This is a genomic window from Hymenobacter glaciei (genome assembly GCF_039539585.1).
Classification (GTDB): domain Bacteria; phylum Bacteroidota; class Bacteroidia; order Cytophagales; family Hymenobacteraceae; genus Hymenobacter; species Hymenobacter glaciei.
This window is the reverse complement of the sequence record NZ_BAABDK010000021.1, coordinates 63,619-83,212: the sequence shown is the minus strand read 5'-3', so window position 1 is coordinate 83,212 and position 19,594 is coordinate 63,619. Positions and strand designations below refer to the sequence as shown.

The 19,594-nt window shown below is 64.6% G+C and carries 11 protein-coding genes; 2 read left to right on the top strand and 9 right to left on the bottom strand.

All coding sequences use genetic code 11. The annotated features are described in order from the left end of the window. Window positions 1–56 precede the first annotated feature (56 nt). Complete coding sequence (locus ABD837_RS13400) at window positions 57–3,377, top strand: cyclic nucleotide-binding domain-containing protein (RefSeq protein ID WP_345055349.1); 3,321 nt, start codon at window positions 57–59, stop codon at window positions 3,375–3,377. 139 nt (window positions 3,378–3,516) lie between these two features. Here ABD837_RS13400 and ABD837_RS13395 read toward each other — a convergent pair whose 3' ends face one another. From ABD837_RS13395 to ABD837_RS13355, 9 genes are all read right to left on the bottom strand, one after another. Further along, entirely contained in the window at window positions 3,517–4,563 is a 1,047-nt protein-coding gene (locus ABD837_RS13395; protein WP_345055346.1) for an adenylate/guanylate cyclase domain-containing protein, read from the bottom strand. A gap of 82 nt (window positions 4,564–4,645) precedes the next feature. Further along, a complete protein-coding gene (locus ABD837_RS13390) occupies window positions 4,646–5,026 on the bottom strand; it encodes a response regulator (protein ID WP_345055343.1) in 381 nt (126 codons plus the stop codon). A gap of 52 nt (window positions 5,027–5,078) precedes the next feature. Beyond that, complete coding sequence (locus tag ABD837_RS13385) at window positions 5,079–7,088, bottom strand: ATP-binding protein (protein ID WP_345055340.1); 2,010 nt, start codon at window positions 7,086–7,088, stop codon at window positions 5,079–5,081. 289 nt (window positions 7,089–7,377) lie between these two features. Next, window positions 7,378–9,534 carry an ATP-binding protein gene (locus ABD837_RS13380; protein WP_345055337.1) on the bottom strand — a complete coding sequence of 719 codons (2,157 nt, stop codon included), beginning with the start codon at window positions 9,532–9,534 and terminating at the stop codon, window positions 7,378–7,380. After that, a complete protein-coding gene (locus ABD837_RS13375) occupies window positions 9,531–11,558 on the bottom strand; it encodes an ATP-binding protein (protein ID WP_345055333.1) in 2,028 nt (675 codons plus the stop codon). The genes ABD837_RS13380 and ABD837_RS13375 overlap by 4 nt, the downstream gene beginning before the upstream one ends. Before the next feature lie 25 nt (window positions 11,559–11,583). Continuing rightward, the gene (locus tag ABD837_RS13370; RefSeq protein WP_345055331.1) at window positions 11,584–13,932 is read right to left on the bottom strand and encodes an ATP-binding protein; all 2,349 of its coding nucleotides are present in this window, start codon (window positions 13,930–13,932) and stop codon (window positions 11,584–11,586) included. Between the two features lie 13 nt (window positions 13,933–13,945). Then, entirely contained in the window at window positions 13,946–16,108 is a 2,163-nt protein-coding gene (locus ABD837_RS13365; protein ID WP_345055329.1) for an ATP-binding protein, read from the bottom strand. A gap of 65 nt (window positions 16,109–16,173) precedes the next feature. Next, window positions 16,174–17,610, bottom strand: a complete 1,437-nt coding sequence (locus tag ABD837_RS13360; protein ID WP_345055325.1) for a sensor histidine kinase — start codon at window positions 17,608–17,610, stop codon at window positions 16,174–16,176. A 2-nt stretch (window positions 17,611–17,612) separates the two neighbouring features. Continuing rightward, a complete protein-coding gene (locus ABD837_RS13355) occupies window positions 17,613–18,290 on the bottom strand; it encodes a DUF6989 domain-containing protein (RefSeq protein WP_345055322.1) in 678 nt (225 codons plus the stop codon). Window positions 18,291–18,517: 227 nt separating this feature from the next. Between ABD837_RS13355 and ABD837_RS13350 the strand changes: the two genes are divergently transcribed. After that, complete coding sequence (locus tag ABD837_RS13350; protein WP_345055320.1) at window positions 18,518–19,468, top strand: IS110 family RNA-guided transposase; 951 nt, start codon at window positions 18,518–18,520, stop codon at window positions 19,466–19,468. Window positions 19,469–19,594 lie beyond the last annotated feature (126 nt).

Below are 19,594 nucleotides of genomic sequence, written 5' to 3'. Positions count from 1 at the left end.
GGGCGCGTGTATCTTTGGGCGAAGCCGCGCCCGGTGGTGCCGGCGCTATTTCCTGCATGCTTTCGGCCACCTCTCTGCAACGCCTCTTCGGCATCAAAGCCAGCGAAACCCGCACCGTGGGGCTGTTTTTGCTGCACAATTTTTTGCTCGGCATCGGCTCGGTGCTGGTGTACGTGGCGGCCAACGTGCTGCTGCTCGAGCACAACCCCGAGCAGAGCCTGCCGCTCGGCTACGTCGTGGGCGCGCTGGCCATGATGGCCGTGGGCAAGGTCTACACGCATTTCGAGCATCATTACCTGCTGAAAAAACTAGCCGTGCGCGTGCTGCTGGCCGTGGTGGCGCTGGTGGGCGTGCTGGGCGTGCTGGTGGTGGTGGGCCATTCGGTGGCAGCGGCCGTCGCCATCATGGCCGGCTACCGCGTCATTTACCTGCTGACTAATCTTGAATTCTGGGGGATTTCGGCGGTGGTGTTCGATGTGCGGCAGAGCAAGCGCTTGTTCAGCATCATCAGCTCGGGCGACATGCCGGCCAAAGCCCTGGGCGCGGTGCTGGCGGCCCTTATCCACGGCGACGGGCAGCTGCCGGTGCTGCTGGGCGTGTCGTTTGTGGCATATCTGGGGGCCCTTTTTACGCTACGCGCCACCCTCAGCTCGCACGTGGTGGAAGCTACGGCGCGGCCGGTACGGGCCGTGGCGCAGCCGCCGAAGAAACTGGTGCAGCAGCTGTTCGGCGGCAGCCAGCTGGTGCTGGCCATGTGCCTGAGCCTGGTGACCATCGCAGCAGTTATCACGGCGGTCGAGTACATGTTCTTCCTGAACGTGAAGCACAAGTTTCACGATGCCGATGACGTGATGCAGTCGGTGGGCTGGCTGCTGGCGGCCACCTACTTAGCGGCCACGTTCTTTAAGCTGCTGGTGAGCCGGCAGGCGCTGGAGCGCTACGGCGTGCAGTGGTCGCTGCGGCTGCTGCCGGTGGTGGCACTGGTGGCACTGGCGGTGTTTGGCGGCTACAAAGTGGCCAGCGGCTACTCGCAAACCGGGCAGCTGGCCTTCTACTGCGGGCTGTACCTGCTGCTCGAAGTGCTGCGCCGCACCGTGTTCGACCCGGTGTTTCTGGTGCTGTTTCAGCCGCTGGCGCCACCGCAACGGCTGGCGGCTCACACCCTGGCCAAGGGTTTTTATGAACCCGTGGGCATGGCTCTCACGGGCCTGTTGTTCTTCGCATTGCGTTCGTCGGGCCTGCTCGATGGCGGCCTGCCCTTCTTCTGGATGGGCGCGCTGCTCGTGCTGGCACTGCTGTTTTTGCGACGCACGTATCTGAATTACCTGGCCGAATTGAAAGAGGGCCTGGGCCGCCGCTTCGCCGAAACCGCCGAGCTGGCCTTGCCCGATGCCGCCCGCCACGTCGTGCTGGCCCACCTGCTCAGCCCCCACCCCATTGAGGTACTGAACGCCGTGGCCTGGCTGCGCAAGCACGAGCCCAATTCGCTTCCCGAGCACGCCCCACGCCTGCTCGAACACCCCGACGAGCGCATTCGCCTGGCCTTGCTGGCTGCGCCCGAAGCCCGCCCGTTGCCACTTAATACTTTGGTAGGGTTGGCCCAACACGACCCTGTTCCGGCAGTACGCGAAGTTGCTGCACGTGAGCTAGCTACTGCTTCTCCTATCGAATCAGTCCGAGCTGTTCAGGATATGCTTTTGACCGGAATTGATTGGGCTGCTCGCCAAGGTGCTATCCGGGGATGCCTGGCACTCGAAAAGGGCAATGTAGCTGCCCGCAAAAGTTTACGGGCGCTACTTACCGACAATCGTCCCGCTGCACACCAAGCGACAATAGCATTATTAAGTTTCTATCCACTAGATGTGCAGCAGCAGTTGATTGAGCGCCAACTGGCCAGTGCCGAGCCCGAAGTTGCGCAAGCTGCGCTGCGAGCCATTGGCACCGTCGGACACCTGGACTTGGCCCCTCACCTGCTAACTGCCATCAACGACAAGCAGCGCTGGCAAACAGCGGCCGACAGCCTCGTGGCCCTGGGCCCGGCCGTGGTGCCGCTGGTGCGCGAAGCCTTATTGCGCGAGGCCGAGCCGGCCCACCCGCATCGCCTGTCCACGGTGCTCGAACGCTTGGATACCACCGCCAGCCGTGCTGTGCTGGTGGAGCTGGCCCAACATCCACACCTGTTTTCGCGTGGGGTGGCGCTGCGGGCGCTACGCCGCTTTCCGGCCCTGGCAGCCGACCGCCCCACATTTGAGCACCTGCTCCGCGATGAATTCAGCTTAGCTGCGCAGTTACTGCAAGGTGTGGTAGCCGATGGCCGCCCCGCACTGGCCGTTGCCGTTGACTACGAATTGACGCTGCTACACCAGCGTGTATTTGGCTTGCTAACCCAACTCTACGATGCCGAGCTGGTGGCCACCGCCCAGCGCAACGTGGCTCACGCCGCCCGCGAGCGCCAGGCCAATGCCCTCGAAATTCTCGACAACCTCATTCCCCGGCCCATTTATCAGGGGCTGCAAGCGCTGCTCGACGACTCGCCGGTGGCCGACAAGGCCCGGCTGTTCGCCAGCCTTACGGCGGCTCCGGCGCATCACCACAGCCTCGTGCCCATGAGCGCGGCGGCCGCTGCCGGTAGTGCCATCGCCCCGCCGCCCCACGTGCACCACTACGCGCCCCAGCCGAGCGCTGAGTCGCTGCCGATGCTGTTGCTGCGCCACGGCCACAGAGCCTTCACTTCCTGGACGTTGAGCCAGGCGCTGCGCCACTGGCAGCCCACCGAACCCAATGCCCTCGAGCTGCTGCGCCCCTATTGTGCCTCGCCCTACCTGCTGTTGCGCGAGAGTGCCAGCGTGGCGGCGCAGGCCCTCGCGGCCCGGCAAGGCCTTTCTCTTTCCGCCCTTCATCTTCCTCTTGAAATGAGCCACGCTCACGCTACTTCCGACACTCAAATTTCAGCCCTGGAGCGGGTGGTGGTGCTAAAAAGCACTGCCCTGTTTGCCACCACGCCCGAAAACGTGCTCAGCAGCATTGTGCCCATCATGAAGGAAGTGACGTTCCGGGAGGGCGAGGAGATTTTTGCCAAGGGTGACATTGGCACTTCGCTTTTCATCGTGCACGATGGGCAAGTGGGCGTTTTCAATGGGCCGCAGCAGCTGGCTACGTTTGGGCCGGGCGACTTCTTCGGCGAGCTGGCGCTGCTCGACGCGGAGCCCCGCTCGGCCACGGCCGCCGCGCTGAGCGAGGTGCTGGCTTTCCGCATCGACCAGGAAGACTTCTACGATGTGATGGAGGAGCGCGGCGAGGTGCTGCGCAACATTCTGCGCATGCTGTGCCAGCGCATTCGCACCCAAAACGAGAAGATGCGCGAGTTGGCAGGGTAAGTAGCACGCAGCCTTTGCTGCGTACACGAGCGCAGCGAGTATGACGGGCCTACTGCTGATACTCGCTGCGCTCGTGTACGCAGCAAAGGCTGCGTGCCACGACGTGGCGTGGTGCTTACGACGCGTACGGCTCTCTATACTACTCTACCACCTCGTAAATCTTCACCGGCTGGGCCTTGTTTTTGAGCACCACCTCATCCACGTACTGGCACTGAAAGGACTCCTTTACCTTTAAGTAAACGGCTTCGCTGATGATGACCTGGCCGGCTTTGGCCGCCGTCTGCAGGCGTTGCGACATGTTTACAACGTCGCCGATAACAGTGTAATCCAAGCGCTTAAGGGACGCCGAGCCGATGTTGCCCGACACCACTTCACCGGTGTTCACGCCAATGCTCACCTCGGGGCGGTAGTCGAGGCCGGCGGGCAGGGGCGTGCTGCTCTGCTGCAAGGCGGCACGGGCCGATAAGGCTGCGTCGATAGCGCGGTCGAGGTGGTGCTCGCCGCGAAAAACGGCCATCACGGCATCACCCATAAATTTATCGACGTGGCCGCCCTGGGCAATAAACTCCTTCACCACCAGGTCGAAATAGGTATTGAGCAGGCCCACCACGTCGGTAGGCGGCATTTTTTCGGCCAGCGCAGTAAAGCCGCAGATGTCGAGGAAAACGACGGTGGCCTCCACGGTTTCGGAAGCCAGCAGGCGGTTTTCGAAGTCGGGCCGTGTCATGAAGTTGAGCACGGTTTCGTCGACGTACATCTTCAGGATGTTGTTTTCCTGAATGGCGCGAATGGTGTCGCGCAGCTGGCGCACCTGCTCGGCGGTTTTCTCGATGGTGAGCTCCAAGTCGGCGAAATCGACGGGCTTCACCACGAAGTCGAACGCGCCGCGGTTCATGGCGGTGCGCAGGTTGCCAAGGTCGCCGTAGGCCGATACGATGACGGTTTTCATGTCCGGGTGCTCAGCGTGGGTGCGCGTGAGCAGGGTCAGGCCATCCATCACCGGCATGTTGATGTCGGAGAGGATGACGTCGGTATCGGGGTGTTCGAGGATGCGCGTGAGGGCCTCCTGGCCATTACTCGCAAAGACGAACTCGTACACGCTCTCCCGGATTTTGCGCCGAAACTTCTGCTTAATCAGCAGCTCAAGGTCGGCTTCGTCGTCGACAACCAGGATTTTGGTTTTCATAGGGGGAGCGGCAATCGGAATAACAGCACGAAAATACGTTTGAAAAGGATGAAGCGAAGCTCCGGTTCCTGACTGGCCTGGCCTACACTGTGGGCAGCTCCTGCAGCTTTTGCCGTAACACGGCAAAATCGAGGGGCTTGGTGAGAAAGTCGGTGGCGCCTAGGCTCAGTGCTTGCTGCCGGCTATTGTCGTCGCCGTAAGCCGTAATCATCATCATGGTAGTGGGCGGCATGTGGCCTTCCTGCTTCACGTAGCCCAGCAACTCGAGGCCGCTCATGCCGGGCATGTTGATGTCGGAGAGAATGAGCAGCACTTCGGAAGGCCGGGCGCGCAGAAATGCCAGGGCTTCCTCGCCCGAAAAGGCGAAGTTGAAGCTCAGCTCGCCGCTGCGGATTTCGCGGCGGAAACGCTGCTGGAACAGGTCGCGCACATCGGTTTCATCGTCAACAACCAGAATTTGCATGGGGTGAATTTGCAGAATGATGAGGGAGTTTCAAAGGTAGCCCCGCCGCGGCTTAAGCCGGTAGGCAGACGAGGAATTCGGTGCCTCGCCCCGGCTGGCTCTCCACGCTGAGCGTTCCGCCGTGGGCTTTGGTGATGATGTCGTAGCTCAGCGACAAGCCCAGCCCCGTGCCTTCGCCCGTGGGTTTGGTGGTGAAGAAAGGCTGGAATATTTTGGCTCTGATGTCGTCGGGAATGCCCGTGCCGTTATCCGCCACACGGATTTCGACTTGGTTACCGAGGTATTTGGTGCTGACACTGACGGTGGGTTTATAGCCGGCTTCGCCCCTTTGCTGGCGCTTTTGCACGGCATAGAAGGCATTGCCTAACAAATTCAGCAGCACCCGGCCCAGGTCGGTCCCGGCGGCTTCGACCAGCGGCAGGCTCGGCGCAAAGCCGGTTTCCAGAGTGGCGTTGAAGGTTTTGTCCTTGGCCCGCAGACCTTGGTAGGCTAGGCGCAGGTACTCGTCGGCCAGCTGGTTCAGGTCCGTCGGGGCGCGCTCGCCGGTGCTCGTGCGGCTGTGCTCCAGCATCCCCTTCACGATGGCCGCCGCCCGCTTGCCGTGCTCCGTGATTTTCACCAGGTTCTGCGTTACATCCTCGGCCAGGGCGGCCACTTCGGCCGCGTCGCCGGCGGCCTGCGCTTCCCGCAACTCGTCCATCAGCTCGGTGCTCACTTCCGAGAAGTTATTCACGAAGTTGAGCGGATTCTGAATCTCGTGGGCGATGCCGGCCGTGAGCTCGCCCAAGCTGGCCATTTTCTCCTTTTGGATAAGCTGGGCCTGCGTGGCGTGCAGGTCGGTCAGGGCCTGGTTGGTTTGGTCGCGCTGGGCCTGAATTTCGGCTTTCTGCTGGTGGAGCAGGGCGTTGGCCCGCTGCTGGCGGCGGTTGCCGCGCCAGAGCACGAAGCCCAGACCCGCCAGCAAGGCCAGCACGGCCAGCGTGGCCCCGAGCAGCAGGCGCTGGCGCCGGGCGCGGGCCGCATCGAGCAATTGGGCTTGCCGCAGGCCAGCGATGCGTGCGCTCTGGGCGCGCTCGGCTTGCTCGATTTCGTAACGGGCCACATGCAAGGCCCCCTCGTTCGTGTCCAGCGAATCGGCCAGGGCCAGGGCGGCGACTGCGTAGCGAGCAGCCGGGGCGGGCTGGCCGTGCTGCTGGTAGAACCGGGTGAGCGCGCGCAGGTAGCTCAACCGCAGCGGGGTGCTGTGGAGTTGCCGGGCTTGGCGGTAGGCCGAAAGCCACTGGGTCTCGGCCCGGCCCGCGTTGCCCTGGGCCCCGTAATACCGCGCCCAGGTCGCATCCAATTCCAGGTTGCCGCTCGCTGATACCAGCGGGAGGCGAAGGGAATCGACAAGGTGCTGAGCTGTCTGCAGGAACGGTCGGGCCATTTCTGGGTGGCCCTGCGCCAGCAGCACCGCACTACGCAGCGTAGCGACGTGGGCTTGCTTGGTAGCCAGGGGGTAGCTTTCGCGTATGGGGAGCACAAGGGCACTGTCGAGCGCGCGCAACGCCGCCGGGTAGTCGCGCCGCTGCAAGTACACTTCGGCCATGGTTTTGTAGGCATAGTAACTGTCGCCGCGTTGGCGGCGCAGCCCGGCCACCGCCTGCTGGAGGTAGTGCAGGGCCTTGGCCGTGTTGCCCCACTCGGCGTAGAGGCTGCCGACCGGAATCAGCTGCCGGTAGAAATAAGGGCGATAAAAGGCGCGATAGAGCACCGCGTCCTGCAAGTAGTGGCTCAGGGCTTGGTTGTAGTCGCCCCGGTACATGTAGTAGCCGCCCAAGCCCTGGTGGCAGGGAGCCAGGTTTTCGGTGGCCCCGCGCGGCTCGTAGTACGCCAGCTTGGCCCGGTAGTAGCGGCCGCGGGCCTCGGGCCGGTTCAACTCGTTGAAGAGCACGCGCATGGCCGAGAGCAGCAAGGGAACGGGCCGGCCCAGCCGGTCGAAAGCGCCCACGGCGGCCTCCAGTGTATCGAGCGCGGCAGCTGGGTCTTTGGCTTTGAGCAGCCGGTTTCCGCTCGCCAGCAAGCGGTAGGCGCGTTGCTCCGGACGCTGAGCGCCGCCGCTTCCGCGGTTTCCTCCGCCGTGGGGTCCGCATCCCGTCCCACCAGGGGAGCTACATCGGCCAGGTGCATGAGCGTCCGCAGGCGGGCCGAATCGGCCCGCTGCCCGGCCAATACCCGCCGCAGCGAATCGGGGTAGGCTTCCCAGTAGCGGTAGCGGGCGGCGGATTGGGCGCGGGCCGCGCCGCTGCCCAGCAGCCCCGTCAGCAACAACAGGCGCGGGAGGCCCCGCAGGAAGGAAAGCAGCATGAGCGTTAAGCGGGTATGGAAATGGTGAACGTGGTGCCCTGGCCGGGCTGGCTTTCGACAGCCAGCGTGCCGCCGTGGCCCTGCGTGATGATGTCGTGCGAGAGTGAGAGGCCCAGGCCCGTACCCTCGCCGGTAGGCTTGGTGGTGAAAAAAGGCTGGAAGATTTTCGACTGCACCTCGGCCGACATGCCCGTGCCGTTGTCTTTAACCCGAATTTCCACTTGGTTCGCAACCCGTTTCGTGCACACGCTGACCATGGGCTGGTAGCCGGCCTCGCCCGTTTGCTGGCGCTTTTGTACGGCGTAAAAAGCGTTGCCAAACAGGTTGAGCAGCACCCGGCCCAGGTCGGCTCCGGCGGCTTCCACCAAGGGCAGGCCCGGCGCAAAATCCGTGTCCAGCGTGGCGTTGAAGGTTTTGTCCTTGGCGCGCAGGCCCTGGTAGGCCAGGCGCAGGTACTCGTCAGCTAGTTGGTTGAGGTCAGTTGGGGCCCGCTCGCCGGTGCTCGTGCGCGAGTGCTCGAGCATGCCGCGCACGATGCCCGCCGCTCGCCGCCCGTGCTCGGTAATTTTCACCAGGTTTTGTTTGAGGTCGCCCAGCAGCTCGGTTTCCAGGGCCGGGTCGCGGGTCGGGCGCGCCTGTTCTTCTGCTAGCTCCTCCACCAATTCGGTGCTGACCTCGGCGAAGTTGTTCACAAAGTTGAGCGGGTTCTGAATCTCGTGGGCGATGCCGGCCGTGAGTTCGCCCAGGCTGGCCATCTTCTCTTTCTGAATGAGCTGCGCCTGCGTGGCCCGCAAGTCCGTGAGGGAGCGTTGCAGCTCGCCGGTGCGCTCGGCCACCTGGGTTTCGAGGGTTTCGTTCTGGGCGGCCAGCAGGGCCTGCTTGTCCTGCTCCTGCGCGATGGTCTGAGCCGAAAGCTGCTGCACCTCCGTTAGCTTCAGCAGCAGCAGCTGCGCATCGAGGGCGAACTCGCGGGCCAGAAACAAGGAGATGCCCAGCGCCGGCGCCAGGTAGGTTAGCATGACTGAAGCGAAGACAGGGTAGTAGACTCCGGCCACTACCAGCGCGAATCCTGCCACAAGACTAAGCAACCCGACGGCGAAGCCGGTGCCGATAATCCCGACGCCGCGCTGGCGCTCCCGCCACGCTTTGACCGTGAGGCGCAGCAGTTCAACGATGGCCAGCCCAATAAATACGGCTACCGCGATATTGGAGGCAGCATTGTTAAAAAGATACAGGCCACCCCAGGCCAGGGTCAGGCCAGCGGCACCCCACAGCCCGTAGTAGAGGCGGCCGGGACGGTAGCCAAACAGCGCGTACAGCGCCCGCACCACCCAGAGGTAGCTCAGCAGCTGCAACCCGACCCAAACCGGCTGCGACGCAAGGGACTGCGCCATTGACGAAAAGTTGGTGTCACCCATCAGGTAGCTGCGCAGCCAGCAGCACAGAGCCAGCGACCCGGCGTAAAGGGCAAAATAGAGGTTGGCGCGTCGGGCGGGGTTGTAGCGAAAGAAAACCAGGTGCAACAGGGTGAGCAGCCCAAAGATGCCAGCCAGCACCATAAGCCGGGTGCCTAGCTGCGCGTGGTCGGCGGTCTGCCGCCGAAACTGCGGCTCCGTGAATAGCTGGAAGAAGAGCGGCGGGTAAGCATCTGCACCCAGCAGCCACGGGGGATACTGATAGGGGGCAAAGCGCACGGCCAGTACGTGCGGCGTGCGGCCCAGGCCGGGCAGGTCCAGCGGCGCGGACGTGTTGGGGTTGGGCTGCACCTGGGTAAGGTCGGGATGCATGATACCATCGCGGCGCACCAGCCGCCCATCGAGGTACAGCTCCCAGGCGCCGTTGGCGTTGGGCAGTAGCAGTAGGGCGCGCCGGCTTAGGCTGTCGCCGAGCCGGAAGCGCAGCCGCAGCCAGCCAATGCCCGTGTGCAGGCGGGCGGGCAGCTCGCGCCGGGGCCGGTAGGGGTTGAGGGTGTCCCAGCCGCGGTCGTCGAAGTCGGGGCGGGCCCAGGTGGGGTCGTCGCCGGGGTGGTAGTGCCAGCCATCTTTGAGCATCAGGCCCGCGGCGGGCAAGCGGTTGAGGCGCAGCACCGCGGTATCAGGGCCTTGCGCCGGGGCCGGGACCGCGCAGAGCAGCGTGAGCAGCAACAGGAGCAGGTGTTTCATGGGCGCGAGGTGGGCAGAGCGATGGCAAAGGTGCTGCCCTGGCCGGGCTGGCTTTCCACACGCAGCGTGCCGGCATGGCCTTTGGTGATGATGTCGTAGCTCAGGCTCAGGCCCAGGCCCGTGCCCTCGCCCGTGGGCTTGGTCGTGAAAAAGGGCTGGAAGAGTTTGGCTCTGACCTCGTCCGAGATACCCGTGCCGTTGTCCATCACCCGAATTTCGACCTGCGCCCCCACGCGCCGGGTTTGCAGCGTCACGCGCGGCGCGTAGCCGGCTTCACCCTGCTGCTGGCGCTGGCGCACGGCATAAAACGCGTTATTGAGCAGGTTGAGCAGGACCCGGCCCAGGTCGGTGGCCACCACCGATACCCGCGGCAATTCCGGGTCGAAATCGGTTTTTAGCTCGGCCTGGAAGGTTTTATCTTTGGCCCGTAGCCCCTGGTAGGCCAGGCGCAGGTACTCGTCGGCCAGCTGGTTGAGGTTGGCGGACTGGCGCTCGGCGGTGCTCGAGCGCGAGTGCTCGAGCATGCCGCGCACAATGCCCGCCGCCCGCTGGCCGTGGTGCTGAATCTTGACCAGGTTTTGCCGCACGTCGCTCAGCAGCTCGGCTTCCAGCTCGTTGTCGCGGGCCGGGCGGGCCTGCTCCTCGGCCAGCTCCTCCATCAACTCAGCCGACACCTCGGAGAAGTTGTTCACAAAGTTGAGTGGGTTCTGAATCTCGTGGGCAATGCCGGCCGTGAGCTCGCCCAGGCTGGCCATTTTCTCGCTTTGGATGAGTTGGGTTTGGGCCGCCCGCAGGCCGGTGAGGGAGGCGTCGAGCTGGTCGCGTTGGGTTTGCAGCTCCTGCTTCTGCTGCGTCACGGCCTCGTTCAGCTCGCGCAGCTGCTCGTTGCTGCGGCGCTGCAGGCGGCCGTATCGCCACAGCAGCACGAGGGCCGGCACGGCGCAGAGCAGGGCGGCCAGCAACAGGTTCTGACGCTGCCGGGCGGCGGCTTTGGCCTGCTGGTCGGCCTGCTCCTGCTGGCGCAGGCGCTCGCTGAAATCCAGGGTTTGCATCTGAATGGTTTTGGCCTGGCTGAAGAGGCTGTCGCGGGTGGCGTTGGCCAGGGCCAGGTAGCGGAAGGCGGCCGCGCTGTCGCGCCGGGCCGCGTAGGCGCGGCTCAGGTACTCGCTGGCATCGAGCACATTGGCGGGGTTGTGATACTGCTGCCCGGCGGCCAGCGCCCGGCGGGCATAATAGAGCGCCGAGTCGGGGTGGCCGGCGGCCCGCGCCAACTCGGCCAGGCCCAGGTACACCGGTGCCACAAAATAGGTCACGGTTCGAGCGCGCCGCAGGCTGCGTTGGTAATACTGGCGGGCCTGCTGTGGCTGCCCCTGCCGGGCTGCTACGTCACCCAGGGCGCTCAAGTCGCTGACTTCACTTACCCGGTCGTGCTGCTCCAGGTCCAGCTTGTAGCCGGCGCGCAGGTACAGGGTAGCCGAATCCAGCAGCCCCAGCTTGGAGTAGGCTTCGCCGATGTTGCCCATTACCCGCGTGAGCAAGGCCCGATTGCTGGTTTGTTCGCCAAGCTTTTTGGCCCGGAAATAATACTCCAGCGCCGGCCGAAATTTGCGCTGCTCGGTATTGAGCCGGCCCAGCGCATTGTAAACCGTGGCCACGGTCGACTGGTCGTGCAGGGCTTCGGCCAAGCGCTGGCCCTGCAGCAGCAGCTGCTGGGCCGCCGGAAAATCGCCGGAGTTGCGCAGCCCCACGCCCAGCCGAATGTAGGCCTGGCATTCGCCGCGCACGTAGTGCAGCTCGTGCGCCAGCTGCAACGCCTGCCGGGCCCGTTGGGCCGAAGCCACGGCATCAACTTCAGCCAGCTCGTAGGCTAGCTGCGTCAGAAGCAGCACCCGGTTAGTATCGGCTGGCGCGGTGGCTAGGCGCTGCTGCAGGCTGTCGGCACGGGTAGCGGGCCGCTGGGCCTGGGACGGCCATGCGGCTGCCAGCAGCCCAATTAGCAACACCCATTTAGCGTACGTATTCATCCGAGCTGATATTACTGATGGCGAGTTAATTGGGCAAGCTAATGAGGAATTCGGTGCCCTGCCCCGGCTCACTCTCCACGCTGAGCGTGCCGCCGTGGCCCTGGGCGATGATGTCGTGGCTCAGGGAAAGCCCCAGCCCCGTGCCTTCGCCCGTGGGCTTGGTGGTGAAAAAGGGCTGGAATATTTTGGCTTTGATGTCGGCGGGAATGCCCGTACCATTATCGGCCACGCGGATTTCAACCTGATTATGCAGCTGTTTCGTCGTCACCGTCACCGTGGGCTGGTAGCCCGCCTCGCCGGTTTGCTGGCGCTGCTGCACGGCATAAAAGGCATTACCGAACAGGTTGAGCAGCACCCGGCCCAGGTCGGCCCCGGCGGCTTCGACCAGCGGCAAGTCCGGCGCAAAGTGCGTTTCCAGGGCGGCATTAAAGGTTTTGTCCTTGGCGCGCAGCCCCTGGTAAGCCAGACGCAGGTGTTCCTCGGCCAGCTGGTTGAGGTTGGTGGGCGCACGTTCGCCGGTGCTCGTGCGCGAGTGCTCCAACATGCCCTTGACAATGGCCGCCGCCCGCCGCCCGTGGTGGCTGATTTTGCCCAGGTTCTGTTCCAGGTCGTCGGCCAGTGCCGCCATTTCGGCCGCGTCGCCGGCGGCTTGGGCTTCTTTTAACTCAGCCACCAGCTCGGTGCTCACTTCCGAGAAGTTGTTGACGAAGTTCAACGGGTTCTGAATCTCGTGGGCGATGCCCGCCGTGAGCTCGCCCAGGCTGGCCATCTTCTCCTTCTGAATGAGCTGGGCCTGGGTGGCGCGCAGCTCCGTGAGCGAGGCATCGAGCTGGTCGCGCTGGCTTTGCAGGTCCTGCTTCTGGTTGGTCACCAGCCGCGTCAGGCGCTCCGAGCGCCGAAAAGCGAAGTACAGCACTCCTGCCAAACCCAGCAGCAGCACCGCCCCGCCCAGCACCGCCCACAGAATAGTTTGCTGGCGTCGGGCTCGGGCGGCGTCCTGCAGCTGGCTTTCGCGGAGGCGCGCAATGCGCGCCGTCTGGGCCTGGTCGACCTGCTCGTACTCGAAGTTGGCCACGTGCAGGGCACCCTGCGCGGCTTCCAGCGTGTCGGCCAGGGCAGTGGCGGCGCGGTAGTAGCGGGCCGCTAGGGCGGGTTGGGCGCGTTGGTCGTAGTGGTTGGCCAGCTCGCGCAAGTAGGCCCGCCGGAGCGGAACAATATTGCTCTGCCGGGCTTTGCGGTACGCCGTCAGCCAGGCGGTTTCGGCGCGGGCCGGCTCCGCGCGGGCGGTGTAGTAGCGGGCCCAGGTTGCGTCCAGCTCGAAATAGCCCTGGGAATTATAAAAAGCCAGCCGGAGCGAGTCGCCCAGGTGCTGAGCCCGCGCCAACAGGGGCGCAGCCTCGGCCGGGCGGTGCATATCGAGCAGCACCGCACTTTTGAGCACCAGCGCATAGGCCCGGTTGGCCGGAACCCCGGCGGCGTAGCTGCGGGTGGTATCGGCAGGCGTGCCGACCAGCGCCAGATTGGCGTAGCGCAGGGCGGCGGGGTAGTCGTGCAGCTGCCGGTAGGCCTGGGCAACGCCGCGGTAAGCGTAGGTGGTGGCGTCGAAGCCGTAGTGTCGGGGCAGCGTCGCGAGCACGGCTAGCGACTGGCGTAGGTAGTGCAACGCCTTGGCCGGGTTGCCCCAGTCAGCGTACGTGCTACCAACCACTTTCAGCTCGTTTGCATAGGTGTGCCGCAGAGATGGCACGGCCAGGCTGGCGGCGCGCAGGTAGTGGCTGATGCCCTGGTTATAATCGCCCTGGCGGATGTAGTACCCGGCCAGCGCATGATGGCAAATGGTCCTATTCTCCCGGGCTCCGCGGGACTGGTATAGCGCCAGCTTGGTCCGGAAATAGGCGGCCCGTTCCTCCTGCTGCTTCAACTGCGTGAACATCCAGGCCACCCGGCTCAGCAGGTAGGGCACCGGCCGGCCCACCCGGTCGAAGGCGTCGATGGCAGCCCGCAGGCTGTCGATGGCAAGGGCCGGGTGCTGGTTGCGGCCGTAGCGCTGCCACGTGCTGTAGAGCAAGCGGTAGGCGGCCGCATCGGGGCGGCGCAGGCGACGCGTGAGTGCCACCAACTCGCGGCCCTTTTGCTTCCTGTCGGCGGCCGCCGTGTAGTCGTCGAGGTCGCTCAGGTGCTGGAGGGTACGCAGGCGGGCCGTATCCTGATGTTGGGTGGCCAGCACCCGGCGCAGGGAGTCGCCCTCGGCCTCCCAGTAGCGGTACGGAGCCGATTTCTGGGCGGCCAGTGGGCCGCTCAGCACCAGCAGTGCCAGCGCCAGTAGCAGGCCGGCCCATTTTGGCAACAACAGCTCAGGCTTTGGGGTAGACATGAGGAAGGGAAGATTAAGCGGGCAGCAAAATGGTGAATCTACTGCCCTGGCCTGGCTCACTCTTTACCGTGAGGGTGCCGCCGTGGGCTTTGGTAATAATGTCATAGCTCAACGACAAGCCCAACCCAGTGCCCTGGCCCGTAGGCTTGGTGGTGAAGAAGGGTTGAAAGATTTTGGCCTGCACCTCAGGCGGCATTCCCGTGCCGTTGTCGCTGACGCGGATTTCCACATGCCCGTTCTGGCTTTGCGTCAACACGCTAACGGCGGGCGCGTAGCCCGCCTCGCCGGTTTGCTGGCGCTGCTGCACGGCATAAAAGGCGTTGCCGAACAGGTTGAGCAGCACCCGGCCCAGGTCCGCACCCACCGCCTGCACTTCGGGCAAGCCGGGCGCAAAGTCGGTTTCTAGCTTGGCGTTGAAGGTTTTGTCTTTGGCCCGCAGGCCCTGATAGGCCAGGCGCAGGTACTCGTCGGCCAACTGGTTGAGGTCCGTTGGGGCGCGCTCGCCGGTGCTCGTGCGGCTGTGCTCCAACATGCCGCGCACGATGGCCGCAGCGCGGCGCCCGTGCTCCGTAATCTTGGTCAGATTTTGCCGCACGTCCACCGCCAGGGCCGTTACCTCTTCCGCGTCGCCGGCGGCTTGGGCTTCTTCCAGTTCAGTCATCAGCTCGGTGCTCACCTCCGAGAAGTTATTCACGAAGTTGAGCGGGTTCTGAATCTCGTGGGCAATGCCGGCCGTGAGCTCGCCCAGACTGGCCATCTTCTCCTTCTGAATCAGCTGGGCCTGCGTGGCGTGCAAGTTCGTGATGGAGCGTTGCAGCTCGCCGGTACGCTGCGTCACTTGGGTTTCGAGGGTTTCGTTCTGGCTTTCCAGCAGCGCCTGCTTGTCCTGCTCCTGGGCCAGGGTTTGGGCCGAAAGGCGTTCGACTTCGCGCAGCTTGACTTGCAGCAGCTGGCTATCGAGAGCAAACTCGCGGGCCAAGTAGAGCGAGATGCCCAGCGCGGGTGGTAGGACGAGTAGCGTGAATTCGAGGTAATTTACTACCAGCGACGTCTTGACGCTTGCCAGAACCATCGCGGCCGTGACAAGCAGCCATAAAAGGGCAAAAGCAAAGCCCGCTGCAATGATGCGGGCGCCGCGCTGCTGCTGCTGCAAGGCCTGCCCCGTCAGACGCAGTTGCTCGGCCGTGGCCATGGCCATAAACCCTAAAAAGGCAAGGAAGCTCAAGGCTGAATAGCGCCAGAATACTTCCACCACCACAAAGCCTATGCTGCTGGCCCACAAGCCGGCGTAGAGCCGGCCGGGCCGCCGGCCAAACAACTCGTACAAAGCCCGCACAGCGTACAAGGCGCTCACCACCATCAAGGCATAGAACGCGGGCACGGTCCATTCGGCCCAACCGCCATGCGCGGGCGAGAGCAGGGTTTCAATATAGTAAAGTGCCAGCGCGGCCAGCGCCAGCGCCAGGGTGTAGCGGGCAAAGAAGCGGTTGGCCCGTTGGGCCGGATTGTAGCGATAAAAGGCCAGATGCAGCAGTGCAAGCAGCAAAAACACGACAGCTGTAGCGTAATACACCACTAGGGCCGATAAATGCTCGGCTTGCCGCTGCCGCACCTGGCGCTCCGTACGCAGGGTCAGGACAAAAAAGCGCATGTTGTCCATGCCGTGCTGCAACCGGGCCTGGTAGGGTGCGAAGCGCACGGCCAGCACCCCCCCGCGGGTTCCAACGTCGGCTGGCAGTTCCAGTGGCTCCAGAAGCAAGCTAGTCGCCTGCACATCGGTGGGCACGGCACTAAGCAACCCGTCGTGCCGCAGCAGCTTGCCATTGACGTAAATATCGGTGGCCCCCAGGTAGTAAGGCACCAGCACTGGTGCCCGCAACCGCAGGCTGTCGCCGAGCCGGAAGCGCAGCCGCAGCCAGCTGATGCCGGTTTGCGTGGCCCGCGGCAGCTCGCGCCGGGGCCGGGTGGGGTTGAGGGTATCCCAGGCGCTGTCGTCGAAGTCGGGGCGGGCCCAGGCGGAGTTGTCACCGACGTGATAGCGCCAGCCCTGGCTCAGCAACAGGCCCCCGTCGGGCACGCTGCTGATGGTGAGCACAGCCGTATCGGCGGGCAAGGGCGCGGCAATGGCAACCCCGGAAAGCAGCCACAGGGCCGCGAGCAGTAGAAAGTAGCGCATAGGCAAAGCGGGCCACGCAGCACTTCCGGCTCGCGGGTAGAATTAATTCGAGTTTAAACAGCGCTTTAAACCGGCAAGCTAATCACGAATTCAGTGCCTTCGCCCTCACGGCTTTCCACGCGCAGGGTGCCGCCGTGGCCCGTAGTCACGATGTCGTGGCTCAGGCTCAAGCCCAGGCCCGTGCCCTCACCCACGGGCTTGGTGGTGAAGAAGGGGTGGAAGATTTTGGCCTGCACCGCCTCGCTCATGCCCGTGCCGTTGTCGCGGATGCAAATTTCGACGCCACCCGGCCCGGCGCTGGTTTGTACCGTTACCTTGGAATGGTAGCCGGCCTCTGTGGACAGTTGGCGCTGGCGCTGCTGCACGGCATAAAAGGCGTTGGTGAGCAGGTTGATGAGCACCCGGCCCAGGTCCTGCGGCACCACCGCTACCAGGGGCAGAGCCGGCGCGAGCGCGGTCGTCAGCTCGGCGCTGAAGTTGCGGTCTTTGGCCCGCAGGCCCTGGTAGGCCAGGCGCAGGCTGTCTTCGACCAGGGCGTTGAGGTCGGTGGGCACGCGCTGGCCAGTACCGGCGCGCGAGTGCTCGAGCATACCCTTGATGATGGACGTGGCCCGCTGCCCGTGCTGGCTGATTTCGCGCAGGTTCTGCTTCAGCCCGGCCAGGATTTCGCCCTCCAGGCCGGCGGCGCGGAGGGTGCCGCCGGGGCGGGTGCCGCCGATGTCGTCAACCAGCTCGGTGCTCACCTCGGCGAAGTTTTTCATGAAGTTGAGCGGGTTTTGCAGCTCGTGGGCGATGCCCGCCGTGAGCTCGCCCAGGAAGGCCATCTTTTCGCGCTGCACCAGCTGGGCCTGGGCCGCCTGCAGGCCGGCCAGCGACTGTTCGAGTTGGGCAGTACGCTCCGAGAGCAGCTCGTTCTGGGCCCCGACGGCGCGCAGCGTGTGGGTGTTGATGTTGTCGAACACCAGCGCCACCACCACCAGAATCAGCATCAGCCCGGCCAAAATGTCGAGGTGCCAGAACTGGGCTTTGTCGGCCGGCACCAGGTTCGGAAACCCGTAGTGCTGCTGCTCCAGCCCCCAAAAAGCCAGCACCGTGGCCAGGCCCAGGCCAAAGAAAATCAGCCCGGCCTGGCGGCCCAGCAGGAAGGTACCCATCACGCTGCACAGCCCCAGCCACCAGGTGGTGGGCGCATAGTAGCCGCCCTGGTACACCGAGTTCACCAGCACCGTAATGTAGCCGACGAACACGAACGAATACCCCAGCACGACGTGCGAATACCACCCGGCGCGGTAGCCAAACACCAGCAGCAAAAAACTGATAATCCCGAACAACAGCACATAAAAGCCCGGCATCAGCTGGGCCCACCAGCACAGCAGCATGAAATTGAGCGAGAACAAGCTCGTCAGCAGCGCAGTGTTGATAATGATGCGCACCCGCCGCCGCAGGTCGGGGCTGCCAGCAAAATCAACGGGAATAAAGTAGTCGGTAATGTTGGCAAACATGTTTAACCGGCAATAGTAAAAGCGACGAAGCAGGCCAGCAGCATGGCCGCGCCTTCCAGCAGCCCGGCCAGCGGCACCCAACGCCCGCCGCGCCCCAGCGCCAGCTGCAGCAGGGCCGGCACGGGCAGCATCAGCAGGGCTTCGGCCAGGTAAATGTAGCGCGGCACGCCCCACCAGTCGGGGGCCAGCTGGTAGTTCCACCACCCCGCCCGAATGGCCCAGTTTTCGTACAGCGGAATGAGAATGCCGCTCGCGGGCACCAGCAGCAGCCCCACCTGCCAGGCCCGAAGCCGCCCCAGCAGCAGCCAGCCCACGTACCCAATCTGGGTGAGCACCACGGCCCAGCTAAACGGCATGTACAGCGGCGAGTCCCAGAGCATGGCTTCGGCCCGGGTGTAGAGCAGCGTATTGGTCGACTCCACCAGGTAGGCATCGGCCAGCAGCTCGGCCAGGCCCGCCACCAGGGCAAAGCCCAGCAGCCGCGCCACCAGCCCGTCGCGGGCCAGGGCGGCGTACAACGCGTAGCCGGCAAAGAGGCCGTAGCTCCAGTAGGCTGCGGTAATCCAGCCCCGGTGCGTGAAGCTGTCGTGCACGAGCAGGGCAATGCCCAGCGCCATCATGGCCAGCATGAAGGGCGTGCGGAAGCGAAACGGCACCGGGGTGAGCGTAGAATTGGGCATAGGCATAGGGTCGGCGGTCATCATATGTTTGTGGTGGCACCCCTTTGGGCCACGCCGAAGTTGGTCATTGGTCGTGGAGACCGTTCAGCATGCCGGCACCCGTTGGGTCGCTCGCCTGTGAGCCCGGACAGTTCAGTGGTCTTTACAGGCCGGATGAATGATGGCGGGAGAAGGGGCGGGCGCGCCATTCTTTCGCATGGTTTCACCTTCTCCCCCCCCTTTTTTTTATGGATTACATTGGGATAGACATTAGCCAGGACTACGTGGACGCGGACCTGCCCGGCGGGGTGCAGCGCCTGGCCCAGGACCCCGCCGGGCTTCGCGCGCTGCTGGCCGCCGTGCCGGCCGGGGCCGTGTGCGTGCTCGAAGCCACGGGCCCCTACGGCCTGCGCCTGCTCGCCGCCCTGCACCGGGCCCAGCGGCCGGTGTGCGTCGTGAACCCCTTGCAGGTGCGCCGCTTCGCCCAAAGCCAGCTGCGGCGCAGCAAGACCGACCGCACGCACGCACAGCTGCTGAGCCAGTTCGGTCGGGCCTTCACCCCGGCCCTGCACGCGCCGACGGCTCTTTGGCTCACGCAGCTGCAGCAGCGCCAGGCCTTGCTCGACCTGCTCAAGGGCCAGCGCACGGCCCTGGGCAACCACCAGCACGCGCTGGCCCAGTCGCCCTGGCCCGACCCGGTCAGCACCCGGGCCCTGGAAGCGGAGCTGGACCGCCTGGACCAACAGGTGGCCGACTTGGAAAAGAGCCTGGCACGCGACGCGCGGGCCCAGTGCGGGGCCGACTACGCCCGGCTGCAAACCATCCCCGGCGTGGGGCCGCGCGTGGCCCTGGCCCTGCTGCTGGCGGGCCCGGGGCTGCGCGCCTTTGCCGGCTGGCGGCAGGCCGTGGCCTACGCCGGGCTCTGTCCGCGCCATTACGCCTCGGGCACGAGCGTGCGCGGCCGGCCCCGGCTGAGCAAGCTCGGCGACGGACGCTTGCGCAAACTGCTCTACCTCGGGGCCTGGTCGGCCAGCCGGGCCAATCCAGCCTGCCAGGCCCTGTACCAGCGCCTGCTCGAACGCGGCAAAGCCAAGCCCCAGGCCCTGTGCGCCGTGGCCGCCCGCCTCTTGCGCCAGGCCTGGGCCCTGCTCACCCACGAACGCGATTTTGACCCCCATTTTCATCTTGCGCTTGCATAAATAATACAGTTCATGCTGAGCTTGTCGAAGCATCTCTACCTCAATACTAATTAATTATTTGCGCGGTAGAGATGCTTCGACAAGCTCAGCATGACGTGCTTTTTTCGTTTTCTGCTTATTCGGAAA